Raw genomic sequence first — 13,156 nt, 5'->3', positions numbered from 1 at the left:
CCTGTCACGTCGGAAAGATCACCCGCGATGAATGCTGCCGACGAGCTGACCCGGCTGCTTGGGATCATGCAGGCCCTGCGCCACCCTGACACCGGCTGCTCGTGGGACCTGGCCCAGGATTTCGACAGCATCGCGCCCTACACCATCGAGGAGGCCTACGAGGTCGCCGACGCGATCGCCCGCCGTGACTGGGCCGGGCTGACCGACGAGCTCGGCGACCTGCTGCTGCAGATCGTCTATTACGCGCGCATGGCAGAGGAAGCCGGGCGCTTCGACTTTGCCGCGATCGCCCGGGGCATCGCCGACAAGATGGTGCGCCGCCACCCGCACATCTTCACCGACGCCACGCCCGAGGCAGCCCGCATCCAGGCTGCCTGGGAGGACAACAAGGAGACCGAGCGACGCGCCCGCGGCGAGCATGGCGCCCTGGCCGGTGTCGCTGTCGGGCTCCCTGCCCTGGCCCGCAGCATCAAGCTGACTGCCCGCGCAGCACGCGTCGGTTTCGACTGGCCGGATGCCGCGCACGTGCTGCTCAAGCTGGACGAGGAGCTCGCCGAACTGCGGGCCGAACTGCCTGCGCACCCGCAAGCTCCCGATCGGGCACGGCTGCAGGACGAGCTCGGCGACGTGCTGTTCACCGTGGCCAATCTCGCCCGCAAGCTCGATCTCGATCCGGAAGCCTGCCTGCGCCACGCCAACGACAAGTTCCAGCGCCGCTTCGACGCCATGGAACGGATCATCGAGGGCCAGGGGCGGTCACTGCGCGAGACCGGCCTCGACGAGATGGAAGCCGGCTGGCAGGCGGTGAAGACCCGCGAACGCCAGGCCTGACTAGCCCGGCCCTCCGTCGAAACGGGCCCGATCCGCCGGCAGCAGCCGCACCGTCAGGTTGATTTCCACCTCGTCGTCATGCCGCTCGATCACCTCTCCATGTGCATAGAGCCAGGCCAGCTTCGCGCCGTCCTGGACGTCGAGCCGATACGCGACCTGCTCCATCGCCGCCACCAGGTGCTGGTCGATCGAGCCGCGCAGATGGTCCAGCCCCTGGCCGGTGATCGCCGAAATGATCTCGGCGCCCTCGCGCAGGCCGCCGTCGAGCCGGACGCCCTCGGCCAGAGCCGCCGCATCTGCGCCGTCGAGCAGGTCGGCCTTGTTCATGACCTCGATCACCCGGTGCGGCCAATCGCCGTCCAGCGTCCCGTCATGCACCATGCCGTTCAACACGGCGATCACGTCGCCGCGCTGTGCCGCGCTGTCGGGATGGGCGATGTCGCGCACATGCAGGATGATGTCCGCCTGGGCCACCTCCTCCAGCGTCGCCCGGAACGCGGCCACCAGCTCGGTCGGCAGCTCGCTGATGAACCCCACCGTGTCCGACAGGATCACCCGCCGCCCGGAGGGAAGCTGCAGCCCGCGCATCGTCGGATCCAGCGTCGCGAACAGCTGGTCCTGCGCATGCACTGCAGCGCCTGTCAGGGCGTTGAACAGCGTCGACTTGCCGGCATTGGTGTAGCCAACCAGGGCCACCACCGGGAACGGCACCCGCCGGCGGGCGTCCCGGTGCAACCCGCGGGTGCGCCGCACCTGCTCGAGTTCGCGCTTCAGCCTGACGATGCGATCACCGATCAGCCGGCGGTCGGCCTCGATCTGCGTCTCACCCGGGCCGCCGAGGAAGCCGAACCCGCCGCGCTGCCGCTCGAGATGGGTCCAGGACCGCACCAGGCGCGAGCGCTGATAGTCCAGATGCGCGAGCTCAACCTGCAGCGACCCCTCGCGGGTGGCGGCACGCTCGCCGAAGATGTCCAGGATGAGCCCGGTGCGGTCGATCACCTTGCAGCCGAGTACCCGCTCCAGGTTGCGCTGCTGCACCGGACTGAGCCTCGCATCGATGATGGTGACGGCAACCTCGTCCGCCTCCACTGCCTGCTTCAGCTGCTCGAGCTGCCCGGTGCCGAGCAACGTCGCAGGACGCCTGGCACGCAACGGCAGCACCGCCTGTCGCACGATCACCAGCCCGATCGAGGCAGCCAGCCCGACCGCTTCCTCCAGCCGGGCCTCCGCCGCACGAACCTCGTGACGATGTGGCTCCCCGGAATACGCATCGCCGGTGCCGGTCTCCGCGTGACGCTCGGAGCGCTCCCACGGCAAGATGACGGCGGCGCGGATCGGCCGGGTGCCTGCCGCCGAAGACGCCATGATCAGGCGGTCACCGTCAGACGGCACCCTTCATCAGGCTGGTCTCCTGCTCGGTTTCCGGGCCGCCGGCGCCGGCATCCGCCTTGTTCTGGTCGAACAGCGCGATCGGGGCGGCCGGCATCACCGTGCTGATGGCGTGCTTGTAAACCAGCTGGGTATGCCCGTCGCGCCGCAGCAGCACAGAGAAATTGTCGAACCAGGTGATGATGCCCTGCAGCTTGACGCCATTGACCAGGAAGATCGTCACCGGCGTCTTGGAGCGGCGGACATGGTTCAGGAACACGTCCTGAACGTTCTGCGAGTTGTCCTTAGCCATGGCTAAAGCCCTTTTTTCTTATTGTTCCGGCGGCTGCCATGACCGGATCCGACATGGCAGCTGGACCATTTGGCCACCTAACTAGCAGCGCGGCAGCGCTATCGCAAAACCCGCGCTCGCAAGACCCGTGCCGCCGTGGCCTGCTGTCTTCAGATGGGCACGCGGTCCTCGGAATTGACCCCCAGCTGCTTCAACTTGCGATGCAGCGCGCTGCGCTCCATGCCGACGAAGCCCGCTGTCCGGCTGATATTGCCGCCGAACCGCAGCAGCTGCGCCTGCAGGTATTGGGTCTCGAACAGGTCGCGTGCCTCACGCAGCGGCAGTCCCATCACATCCGCCGCCGGATCGAACTTGAGCAGTGCTGGCGCACCCTGGCCGATGCTCGGCGGCAGCATCTCGGCCCGGATGGTCTCGGCGCCGCCCGGCACCATGATCAGCAGCCAGTCCATCAGGTTCCGCAGCTCGCGCGAGTTGCCCGGCCAGTCGTAGCTCTGCAGCGCCGCCAACGCATCCGCCGAGAGCTCGCGGCCGGGCAAGCCGGCAGCCTCGGCCGAACGCGCCAGGAACAGCCGGGCCAGGTCGGGGATGTCCTCGCGGCGCTCACGCAGGCTCGGCACCCGCAGCGGCACCACGGCGAGCCGGTAATACAAATCCTCGCGGAACCGGCCGGCGGCGATCTCGGCCTGCAGGTCGCGGTTGGTGGTCGCCAGCACGCGCACGTCGACCTTCACCCGGGTGGCACCGCCCAGCCGCTCGAAGGTCTGGTCCTGCAGCGCGCGCACGATCTTGCCCTGCGTCTCGGTCGGCATGTCGGCGACCTCGTCAAGCAGCAGCGTGCCGCCATGCGCCCGCTCCAGCAGCCCGGTCCGGCGCGCAGCCCCGCTGCCATCGGCCGATCCCTCGATCCCGAACAGCTCCTCCTCGAATCGGGACGGCGCCAGCGTCGCGCAATTCAGTGCGACGAACGGGCCGTCCGCACGGCGCGACCGCGCATGGATCATCCGGGCCGCCACCTCCTTGCCCGACCCGGCAGCGCCGGAGATCAGCACCCGCGATCCGGTCGGCGCCACCCGGTCGATCTGAGCACGCACCGCGACGATCGACGGGCTCTCCCCGTGCAGCGTGCTTTCCGGGCCCGCCCGTAGCCGCAGCTCGGCGTTCTCGCGCGCCAGCCGGGCGGCTTCCAGCGCACGACGCACCACCACCAGCAGCCGGTCGGACTGGAACGGCTTCTCGATGAAGTCGTATGCGCCATGCTGCAGCGCCGCCACCGCGGTCTCGATGGTGCCATGCCCCGAGATCATGATGGTCGGCACCGCGGGCTCCTCGCCCTGCATCGCCTGGAGGATGCCGAGCCCGTCGAGGCGAGACCCCTGCAGCCAGATATCCAGCACCACCAGCGAGGGACGCCGCGCCCGGAAGGCGGCGATCGCCTGGTCGGAATCTGCCGCAAGCCGGGTATCGTAGCCCTCGTCCTGCAGGATGCCCTCGATGAGAAGCCGGATATCCGGCTCGTCATCGACGATCAGGATCTCATGCGGCATCGGAAAGCTTCACCGGAAAGATCAACGTCGCAACCGCTCCCATGCCACCGCTCCGATCGTCGAGCATGACTGAACCCCCATGGTCCTCCATGATCTTTTTGACGATGGCAAGCCCCAGCCCGGTGCCTTTGGGCTTATGCGTCACATATGGCTCCGTCAGCCGCGCCCGGTCTTCGGTCGGCAGCCCGATCCCGTCATCGGCAACCGAGATCCGGATGTCGCGGGCGCTGGTCTCCAGGCTGAGCCAGATGGTGCTGATGCTCTCCCCGCCCGGAGTCGGGAGGCTATCCGGCGCGTGATCCGCCTCTCCCACCTCGACCTGGAGCGGAAGGTCGATCTGCTTCGGCCGCATGGCGATGCCGTCGGCGGCGTTCTGCAGCAGGTTGGTCAGCGCCTGGCCGATCAGCCGGCGGTCGCACGGCACCACCGGCCCGCGATCCGGCAGCGACACCACGAAGCCGATCTCCGGATGCGCGCTCTTCTGCAGGATCAGCGTCTCGCGGGCGATTCGCGACAGGTCCTCCGGCCGGATCATCGGCTGCGGCATCCGTGCGAAAGCGGAGAATTCGTCCACCATCCGGCCGATATCGCCGACATGGCGCACGATGGTGTCGGCGCACTGCGCGAAGGTGTCCGGATCGGTGGTGATCTCGCGCAGGAAGCGCTTCTTCAGCCGCTCGGCCGACAGCATGATCGGCGTCAGCGGGTTCTTGATCTCGTGCGCGATGCGGCGCGCCACATCGGCCCAGGCGGCCTTGCGCTGCGCCGATTGCAGCTCGGTGATGTCGTCGAACGTCACCACGTAGCCCTCGGTCACCGCGCCCCGCATCTCCGGCCCGATCCGCACCAGCAGCGTACGCCGGCTGGACGCGGCGCCGTGCTGCACCTCGGCCGTCTGCGCCCGCTCCGGCTGTGCACCGGCGAGCGCCAGCAACGGCCCGAATTCCGGCACCACCTCGGCCAACCGCTGACCCACGGCATCCGCGAGGTCGGTCTCCAGCAGGGTGCCGGCCGCCCGGTTCGGCAGCTCCACCCGCTGGTCGGCATCGAGCCCGATGACGCCCGCGGACACGCCCGACAGCACCGCCTCGGTGAACCGCCGCCGCTCGTTGATCTGGCTGTATGCGGCCATCAGCTCGCGCCGCTGCGCCGAGAGCTGGTCGGTCATCCGGTTGAAGGCGCGCGACAGGCCGGCAACCTCGTCGTCGCGGTCGGCTTCCGGCACCCGCACCGCAAGATCACCACCCCGCACCCGCTCGGCCGCCAGGATCAACAACCCCACTGGCCTGGCGATCTGGTTGGCCAGCACCAGCCCGAACAGCACCGCGGCGGCCAGCACCAGCAGTGCCACCAGCGCGAAGATCATCACGAAGGTGAGCTGCAGCACAGACCGGCTCTGGTCCAGCCGCTTGTAGTCGGCGACCACGCTCTGGGTGTGGTGCATATGCTCCAGGATCACCGGATCCACCGGCCGTGAGATCACCAGCATCAGCGCCGGGTTCGGGTCGTCGCCGATGCCGATCACCGCACTCACCGTCTGCCCGTCCGGGCTGTCCAGGATCGCCACGTCGCCCGAGCGGGCCAGCATCGTGGCCGACGTCGGCGGCAGCGTGACGCCCAGTCCGCCGAGCAGCCCGGTCGACACCACAACCTCGTTGGTGCGCGGGTCGTAGATCGCGGCTTCGTTCAGGTTGCGGGTGTTCTTCTCGTCGACCAGAACGCTGCCGAGCGTGGAGGGGTCGATATATTGCAGCGTGCCGGCCTGGTTGAGGTCGTTGGCCATGGCGATGGCGTCGGCGCGGATGTTGTTGTTGTGCTCCTGCAGGTAGCCCTGGCTCGCCTGCACCGCCTCGTCGAGTGCGGTACGCACCCGGTCGCTGAACCAGATCTGGATGCCCAGATGGAAGAACACGGTGGCGAACACGCCCACCACGATGGTGGGTGCGACCGCCACCACGCCGAACAGCATCACCAGCCGGACATGCAGCCGGGCGCCGGCGAGCCCGCGCTTGCGGTCCGCCACCACCCGACCGAGCCTGCCGACGAGCGTCGCCGCCAGCAGCAGCAGCACGATCAGGTTGCCGATGAACAGGCCGGCCTCGACATGCGGCCGATGGATCAGCGACATGCCGCGCGACAGCACCGCGAAGGTGGCGATGCCGAGCGCCAGGGCGATCGCCGCCATGGTCAGCGTCGCCACCCGGCCGAGCAGCACGTCGGCAAGCCTCGAACCCCGTCGGGAGCCGCCGCCACCGGGCTGCGTGCGCCTGCCCAGGATCCGGCCCAGCCACGTCCTCATCGGGTCGGACCGCGCATCAACCGACGCCTCGCACCACCGGGATCTCGAGGTCGCGGATCTTCTTGCGCAAGGTGTTGCGGTTCAAGCCCAGCATCGCCGCCGCCTTGATCTGGTTGCCCTTGGTCGAGGCCAGCGTCATCTGGATCAGCGGCCGCTCCACCTCCGCGATCACCCGGTCATAGATGTCACGCATCGGCATCCCGTCCTGGCTCGAGGCCAGATACTGGCGGATGTGCCGCTCGACCGCCTGCGCCAGCTTCTCGTGCTCGTTCGACACCACCGCCGGATCGTCGTGCATCGCGTTCTCGGCGAGCTCCAGGCCGATCACGTCGCCGCTGATCACCTCCTGCGGATACAAGGCTGCCAGCCTGCGCATCAGGTTCTCGAGCTCGCGCACGTTGCCCGGCCAGCGATGCGACTGCAGCCGCTCGATGGCCTCGTCCGACAGGCTCTTCGCGCCAAGGCCGGCCTGCTGCACCTTCTCCAGGAAGTGCCGCGCCAGGATCGCGATGTCCTCGGCCCGCTCGCGCAACGGCGGCAGGCGGATCGGCACAACGTTCAGCCGGTAGAACAGGTCCTCGCGGAACGACCCGGTGCGGATCAGCTGGCGCAGGTCGCGATGGGTGGCCGCGATGATGCGCACGTTCGCCTTGATCGGCAGCCTTCCGCCGACGGTGGTGAACTCGCCCTCCTGCAGCACCCGCAGCAGCCGCGTCTGGGCCTCGGGCGGCATGTCGCCGATCTCGTCGAGGAACAACGTGCCCCCGGACGCCTGCTCGAAGCGTCCCTGGTTGCGGTTGGTGGCGCCGGTGAAGGCGCCGCGCTCATGCCCGAACAGCTCGCTCTCGATCAGCTCGCGCGGGATCGCCGCCATGTTGATCGCCACGAACGGACCGCCCCGGCGCCGGCCGTAATCATGCAGTGCCCGCGCCACCAGCTCCTTGCCGGTGCCGCTTTCGCCGCTGACCATCACCGTCAGGTCGGCCGTGGTGAGCCGCGCGATGATCCGGTAGATGTCCTGCATCGCGACCGACCGGCCGATCAGCGGCAGCCGCTCCTCGCCATCCACCGGGCCGTTCTGGTCGATCGAGGCCGGCTGCGGTGCCGCCAGCGCCCGGCCCACCACCGACAGCAGCTCCTTCAGGTCGAACGGCTTCGGCAGGTACTCGAAGGCGCCGCGCTGGGCTGCCTTCACCGCCGTCATCAGCGTCGATTGCGCGCTCATCACCACGATCCGCAGTTCCGGGCGGATGCGCTTGATGCGCGGGATCAGGTCCAGCCCGTTCTCGTCCGGCATCACCACGTCGGTGATCACCAGGTCGCCCTCGCCATCCTCGACCCAGCGCCACAGCGTTGCGGCATTGCCGGTGGTGCGCACCTGGTAGCCGGATCGCCCCAGCGCCTGGGTGAGCACGGTCCGGATGGAGCGGTCGTCATCGGCGACCAGAACGGTGGGCAACGTCATCGGAAACTTGACACTCTCTACACTACACCGGCGCCGATGCGGGCGCCTTCAAGGCTCTGGAAAAGGGCCGGCTACAGCTCGCCCTCGTTCTCGACCAGCACCGGCAGATGCAGCCGGACGTCGGTGCGCCCCGGACGGCTGTCGATCTCGATCAGCCCGCCATGGTCGCCGATGATCTTCGCCGCCAGCGCGAGCCCGAGGCCGGTGCCGGTCACCTTCGTGGTCAGGAACGGCTCGAACAGATGCGGCCGGATCGCCTCGGAGATCCCCGGCCCGGTATCGCGCACCGTCACCACCAACGGCAGGTGCATGCGCTGGTCCGAGCCCGGCACCGCCAGCCGGATGCTGTGCCGGTAGCCGGTGCAGAGCGTGATTTCGCCACTGCCGGTATCGGCGGTGATCGCCTCGGCGGCGTTCTTCACCAGGTTCAGCAGCACCTGCACCAGCTGGTCGCGATTGCCCCAGACCGGCGGCAGCGACGGGTCGTAGTTCTCGACGAACCGGATGTGGGCGGCAAACCCGCGCTGGGCCAGCAGCCTGACATGCTCCAGCACCCGGTGGATGTTCACCGGCTTTCGGTCGATCGGCTTCTCGCTGAACATCTCCATGCGCTCGACCAGGGCGCGGATGCGGTCGGCCTCGTCGCGGATCAGCACGGCGAGCTCGCGGTCGCCCTCGATGACGGTGCTCTCCAGAAGCTGGGCCGCGCCGCGGATCCCCGATAGCGGGTTCTTGACCTCGTGCGCCAGGATCGCCGCCATGCCCGACACGCTGCGGGCGGCGTTGCGGAACGTCATCTGCCGGTCGAGTGTGCGTGCCGCCGATGCGTCGTGCAGGGTCAGCGCCAGGAACTCCGGGTCGTCGGTGACCGGGGCGCCCTGGACGGTGATGCCGGAGCGGCTGAGGCGCGGACCTTCCAGCATCAGCTCGTGCTCGACGATGGTCACGCCGGTCGCCCGCACCTGCGCGATCAGCTGGAACAGCGGATGGTCGCCCGGCAGCAGGTCGGACAGGCCGAGCTGGGCCAGCTGGGATTTCGACATGCCGAAGAACGGCTCTGCCGCGCTGTTGGCGTAGCGGATGCGGCATGCGGTATCGAGCATCAGCACCGGCACCGGCAGGCTGTCCAGGATCGCGGCCGGTCCGGGCCCGCTGCCGGCCCTGCTGGATACCGGGGCCGGTACTGCACCACGAACCGCGATCCCGCCCGCACTGCCCTGGTCGCCGGCCCCTGGTCCGGGCGCCGGGGGGCGCCGGATCGCCGCCACCCTCATGCTGCCCGATCCTGTTGCAGCATCTGGTCCTGCAGCTCGTGTCGGTCCTGCAGCGGCACGGACCGGCCGCGTCCGGCGCCGCTCTCGATCTGCCGGTCATAGAACGCGCCGATCGCCTCGAGTGCCGCCGCAACCTCCTCGATCCGGTTGAAGCCGGCACGGAAGATCGCCGATCCGGGCAGCCCGGCCGAGTACCACGAGACGTGCTTGCGGGCCAGCCGAAGCCCCGGATGGCTGCCGAAATGCGACAGCATCGCCCGGTAATGCTCCAGCACGATCGCCTTTTCCTGCGACAGATCCGGATCCGGCAACGCCTCGCCGGTGCGCAGCGCATGCGCCACCTGCGCCGGAAACCATGGCCGGCCATAGCAACCGCGGCCGATCATCACCCCGTCCGCGCCGGACAGCCGCAGCGCCTCGCGCGCATCCTCGACGCTCAGGATGTCGCCGTTGACGATCAGCGGCAGCCGGGTGGCGTCGCGCACCTGGCGCACGAAGGCCCAGTCCGCCCGGCCGGTATAGAATTGCTGCCGGGTGCGGCCATGCACCGTCACCATGCGGATGCCGGACTGTTCGGCGATCGACGCCAGGCGGGGCGCGTTCAGGCTGTCATGGTCCCAGCCCATCCGCATCTTCAGCGTGACCGGCACATCGACCGCCCGCACCGTCGCCTCGAGCAGACGGCCGGCCAGCTGCTCGTCGCGCATCAATGCCGAGCCGGCCTGCTGGCCGACCGCCACCTTCTTCGCCGGGCAGCCGAAATTGATGTCGATCAGGTCGGCGCCGCGATCGACCGCGATCCGCGCCGCCTGCGCCATCGCGTCCGGCTCGCAGCCCGCCAGCTGCACCGCGTTCGGACCGTCGCCCTCGGGCATTTCCGTCATCCGCAGCGTCGCCGCGTTCTCGTGCAGCATAGCCCACGAGGCGATCATTTCCGACACCACCAGCCCGGCCCCGAGCGAGCGCGCCAGCCTGCGGAACGGCAGGTCGGTGACCCCGGACATCGGCGCCAGGATGACCGGCAGCTCGATCAGCACGCCGCCGAGGTCGATCGGCGGCAATCCCCGGGCGTCGGCTGCCACGGAACCGTGCTGTCCCCCGCCATCTGTCTTGTTTTCGGATGCATTGCCCATGATTTGGGCAAAATACGCTGAAGCCGGTAGGCGACGCAATCGCCACCCTCGGGGCCGAACATAGTCGCACCACCGGCTTGCCCGATGCGACCGCCATATTGACCTGCCCGGCGCCGCGCCGCATTGCTCCGGCCATGCGTATTGCCGCCCTCCTCCTGGCCGCGGGCACCGGCCGCCGTTACGGTGCCGCCACCCCCAAGCAGTTCATCGCCCTCGGCCGCCGTCCGGTCATCCGGCACGCCGCGGAAGCGCTGCTGCCGCATGTCGCGTTGTTGCAGCCGGTCGGTGACGCCGCCCTGCTCGACCCGGCGCTGCACGGGCTGTCGTCATCCAGCCCGGATGCCGCGCCCGTCCTGGCGTCGATCCCGGGCGGCCCGACACGCCAGGCCAGCGTGCATGCCGGCCTCGAGGCGCTGGACGCCCTGCCAGCGGACCTCCGCCCGACGCATGTGCTGGTGCATGACGGCGCCAGGCCCTACGTGCCGGCCGCGCTGATCGCCCGGGTGATCGCGGCCCTCTCCGAGCATGACGGCGCCATCCCGGGCATCGCCGTGGCCGACACCCTGAAGCGCACCCGGGACAGCCTCATCGTCGAGACGGTCGACCGGCACGCGCTGTTCCGCGCCCAGACCCCGCAGGGCTTCCGGTTCGAGCTGCTGCGCGACCTGCACCGTCAGGCCGCCGCGAACCCCGGCTCGGAGCTCACCGACGACGCCGCCCTGCTCGAGCATGCCGGCCACACGGTGGCGCTGGTGCCGGGCTCGGAAGACAACATCAAGCTGACCTATGAGGAGGACCTGGTGCGACTCGAGCGGCTGATCGGCCCTGCCCTGCTGCCGCGCACCGGCACCGGCTTCGACGTGCACGCCTTCGAGGAGGGCCGTGCGCTGATCCTGTGCGGCATCACCGTGCCGTTCGAGCGTGGCCTGGCGGGTCACTCCGACGCCGATGTCGGCATCCATGCGCTCTGCGACGCGATCTATGGCGCGCTGGCGGAGGGCGATATCGGCCGGCATTTCCCGCCCAGCGAGAATACCTGGAAGGACGCCGACAGCGCCCGCTTCCTGGTGCATGCCGGCGAGCGCATCGCAGCACGGGGCGGGATGCTGGTGAATGCCGACGTCACGCTGATCTGCGAACGTCCGAAGATCGGCCCGCATGCGACGGCGATGCGCGAGCGGTTGGCCGCACTGCTGGGCGTCGAGCTCGACCGCATTTCGGTGAAGGCCACCACCACCGAGCGGCTCGGCTTCACCGGCCGCGGCGAAGGCATCGCGGCACAGGCCTCGGCGACCGTGCTGGTGCCGTAGAGCCGGAGCCGGTCGTCACGGAACGACGTCGGGATACCCACGACTCATTCCGCTTGCGGAACTGGAATATCTGAGTACCGGCAGACCATACCAAGTTCTCGAACAGCGGCGTGGTGGAGGGCCGATCGGGCTTGCCGCTGGAGACCGCGCTCGGCTGCTTGACCGGGCTCCAGATCAGTCCGATCAGCGCATCGAGGTCGAGCTGAGACGCAACCATTTCGGTGCGCTCGGCCCTTCCCGGCGCCGAATTCTGCGATGATCATGTTCATGTCGGCGTCGCATTCCGCCGAATTTATCACCTTCATCCCGGCCAGGAATGTCTTGTTCGAAGACGGGTCCTTCAGGGTTTCGGCGACGTAACGTCCTGGTCCGGTCGGCGATCACCATGATGGATTGCTGTAAATCCTCTGGACCGATCTAAAAGAATCATGCCGAATCGTGCCGCGTGCCCGGGTCCAGGAGTCACGAAACAAGTTGGTCATGTATCGGCTCTGTCGGTTGAACGTGATCCTCGGTGCCGTCAGGCTGGCGCTGCGATCGTCCAGACCAAAACAATGGGACCACAGGCCTTTCGTCGTGAACGGCTGCTGGATCGTCCTCGCGCCGAGTTGGTAGTGCGTCATCTCGGGTGGAACCCGCGGTGGCATGCGAGCGGCAGCGAGACTTCCGTCGCCACCGCCACCGGGCTCCGTCGGTCGCGTATCCGCGGCGCGCTTACACCTCGTTGCGGAAACGGCCTTCCATGACGAACTGCTCGACCGCGACACGACCATTCGGGACCTCGCGCTCCTGCATCGCTGCCGGCAGCAGCGACTTGTCACCGGGGCGGCCGATCGCGATCGCCGCCTCGATGCGGTAGCCCTGCGGCACCTGCAGCTGGGCGAAGGCGGTGTCCATGTCGAAGCCGACCATCGCATGCGCGGCCCATCCGGAGATCGAGGCCTGCAACGCGAGGTAGGCCCAGCCGGCGCCGGCATCCAGCGAATGGCTGTGCGACGGGATCTCGCGGTCCTTGCCGGGCGGCAGCAGCGTCGATTTCGACAGCAGCACGACGAGCGCTCCCGCCTGCTTCGCCCATGACCGGTTGTACTCGTTCAGCAGCCCCAGGAAGCCGTCCCAACTCGGGGTGTCGCGGAGCGCATAGACGAAGCGCCATGGCTGCGAGTTGTACGATGACGGCGCCCAGCGCGCGGCCTCGAACAGCGTCAGCAGCACCGCTTCAGGAACCGCTTCGCCGGTGAAGCTGCGCGGCGACCATCGTTCCAGGAACCGCGGATCGATCGGATGATCGGCAACGCGCTGATTGGCAGTGGTCATGCTTGGGGTTCCTCGCACAGGGTCGCCGGAGAGACGTCCTGGGCGACGGGTCCGTCCAAGTTGACCCGGCCCGGCCCGGACCGCAAGCGTCGCCCGGATCCGGCCAGCCGGTCCGGTTCAGGCGAGCGAATACACCACCACCGCGACCGGCATCCCCAGCAGCAGCAGCCAGGAGGTCATCGCGAACCGCGCCGCCAGGATCGCCACCCGGCGCTTCAGGCGTCTGCTGCCCGTCATCATGCTGCCGCCGACAATCCCCGAACCCGCCAGCACTTCATCCATGGTCGCATCCTCTCGGTGAT

General features: G+C 68.8%; 11 protein-coding genes. 2 read left to right on the top strand and 9 right to left on the bottom strand.

The annotated features are described in order from the left end of the window. The first annotated feature begins 27 nt into the window (after positions 1-27). Positions 28-831 (top strand): nucleoside triphosphate pyrophosphohydrolase, encoded by an 804-nt coding sequence (gene mazG / locus ACOEQ2_RS00780; protein ID WP_419729495.1) that lies wholly within the window; start codon positions 28-30, stop codon positions 829-831. Here the strand turns inward: mazG and hflX are convergent, their stop codons facing one another. The 7 genes from hflX to dusB form a co-directional block, all read right to left on the bottom strand. Beyond that, entirely contained in the window at positions 832-2,196 is a 1,365-nt protein-coding gene (gene hflX, locus ACOEQ2_RS00775) for a GTPase HflX (RefSeq protein WP_419729494.1), read from the bottom strand. A gap of 16 nt (positions 2,197-2,212) precedes the next feature. Beyond that, on the bottom strand, positions 2,213-2,512 hold the full coding sequence (hfq, locus tag ACOEQ2_RS00770; RefSeq protein ID WP_419729493.1) for an RNA chaperone Hfq: 300 nt from the start codon (positions 2,510-2,512) through the stop codon (positions 2,213-2,215). A 149-nt stretch (positions 2,513-2,661) separates the two neighbouring features. Then, positions 2,662-4,056, bottom strand: a complete 1,395-nt coding sequence (locus ACOEQ2_RS00765; RefSeq protein ID WP_419729492.1) for a sigma-54-dependent transcriptional regulator — start codon at positions 4,054-4,056, stop codon at positions 2,662-2,664. After that, positions 4,046-6,241 carry an ATP-binding protein gene (locus ACOEQ2_RS00760; protein ID WP_419731101.1) on the bottom strand — a complete coding sequence of 732 codons (2,196 nt, stop codon included), beginning with the start codon at positions 6,239-6,241 and terminating at the stop codon, positions 4,046-4,048. Before ACOEQ2_RS00760 ends, ACOEQ2_RS00765 begins: the two co-directional genes overlap by 11 nt. A 130-nt stretch (positions 6,242-6,371) precedes the next feature. Then, complete coding sequence (gene ntrC, locus ACOEQ2_RS00755; protein ID WP_419729491.1) at positions 6,372-7,820, bottom strand: nitrogen regulation protein NR(I); 1,449 nt, start codon at positions 7,818-7,820, stop codon at positions 6,372-6,374. 71 nt (positions 7,821-7,891) lie between these two features. After that, entirely contained in the window at positions 7,892-8,923 is a 1,032-nt protein-coding gene (locus tag ACOEQ2_RS00750) for a two-component system sensor histidine kinase NtrB (protein WP_419731100.1), read from the bottom strand. Positions 8,924-9,090: 167 nt separating this feature from the next. Next, the gene (gene dusB / locus ACOEQ2_RS00745) at positions 9,091-10,098 is read right to left on the bottom strand and encodes a tRNA dihydrouridine synthase DusB (protein ID WP_419731099.1); all 1,008 of its coding nucleotides are present in this window, start codon (positions 10,096-10,098) and stop codon (positions 9,091-9,093) included. 263 nt (positions 10,099-10,361) lie between these two features. Between dusB and ACOEQ2_RS00740 the strand changes: the two genes are divergently transcribed. Then, positions 10,362-11,537 (top strand): bifunctional 2-C-methyl-D-erythritol 4-phosphate cytidylyltransferase/2-C-methyl-D-erythritol 2,4-cyclodiphosphate synthase, encoded by a 1,176-nt coding sequence (locus tag ACOEQ2_RS00740; protein ID WP_419729490.1) that lies wholly within the window; start codon positions 10,362-10,364, stop codon positions 11,535-11,537. A gap of 714 nt (positions 11,538-12,251) precedes the next feature. On the opposite strand, the gene ACOEQ2_RS00735 is transcribed toward ACOEQ2_RS00740, so the two are convergent. Then, the gene (locus ACOEQ2_RS00735) at positions 12,252-12,854 is read right to left on the bottom strand and encodes a nitroreductase family protein (RefSeq protein ID WP_419729489.1); all 603 of its coding nucleotides are present in this window, start codon (positions 12,852-12,854) and stop codon (positions 12,252-12,254) included. Positions 12,855-12,971: 117 nt separating this feature from the next. Beyond that, positions 12,972-13,136 (bottom strand): hypothetical protein, encoded by a 165-nt coding sequence (locus ACOEQ2_RS00730; protein ID WP_419729488.1) that lies wholly within the window; start codon positions 13,134-13,136, stop codon positions 12,972-12,974. Positions 13,137-13,156 lie beyond the last annotated feature (20 nt).

Origin of the sequence: Lichenicola sp., assembly GCF_965198575.1 — a bacterium.
In the GTDB taxonomy this organism is placed as follows: Bacteria; Pseudomonadota; Alphaproteobacteria; order Acetobacterales; family Acetobacteraceae; genus Lichenicola.
This window is presented reverse-complemented; position numbering and strand designations above follow the sequence as displayed.

What these genes read in the sequence shown, in the direction of transcription:
- mazG (WP_419729495.1), top strand. Translation starts at nt 28, where the DNA reads ATGAATGCTGCCGACGAGCTGACCCGGCTGCTTGGGATCATGCAGGCC.
- hflX (WP_419729494.1), bottom strand. Translation starts at nt 2,196, where the DNA reads ATGGCGTCTTCGGCGGCAGGCACCCGGCCGATCCGCGCCGCCGTCATC.
- hfq (WP_419729493.1), bottom strand. Translation starts at nt 2,512, where the DNA reads ATGGCTAAGGACAACTCGCAGAACGTTCAGGACGTGTTCCTGAACCAT.
- ACOEQ2_RS00765 (WP_419729492.1), bottom strand. Translation starts at nt 4,056, where the DNA reads ATGCCGCATGAGATCCTGATCGTCGATGACGAGCCGGATATCCGGCTT.
- ACOEQ2_RS00760 (WP_419731101.1), bottom strand. Translation starts at nt 6,241, where the DNA reads ATGGCGGCGATCGCCCTGGCGCTCGGCATCGCCACCTTCGCGGTGCTG.
- ntrC (WP_419729491.1), bottom strand. Translation starts at nt 7,820, where the DNA reads ATGACGTTGCCCACCGTTCTGGTCGCCGATGACGACCGCTCCATCCGG.
- ACOEQ2_RS00750 (WP_419731100.1), bottom strand. Translation starts at nt 8,923, where the DNA reads ATGCTCGATACCGCATGCCGCATCCGCTACGCCAACAGCGCGGCAGAG.
- dusB (WP_419731099.1), bottom strand. Translation starts at nt 10,098, where the DNA reads ATGTCCGGGGTCACCGACCTGCCGTTCCGCAGGCTGGCGCGCTCGCTC.
- ACOEQ2_RS00740 (WP_419729490.1), top strand. Translation starts at nt 10,362, where the DNA reads ATGCGTATTGCCGCCCTCCTCCTGGCCGCGGGCACCGGCCGCCGTTAC.
- ACOEQ2_RS00735 (WP_419729489.1), bottom strand. Translation starts at nt 12,854, where the DNA reads ATGACCACTGCCAATCAGCGCGTTGCCGATCATCCGATCGATCCGCGG.
- ACOEQ2_RS00730 (WP_419729488.1), bottom strand. Translation starts at nt 13,136, where the DNA reads ATGGATGAAGTGCTGGCGGGTTCGGGGATTGTCGGCGGCAGCATGATG.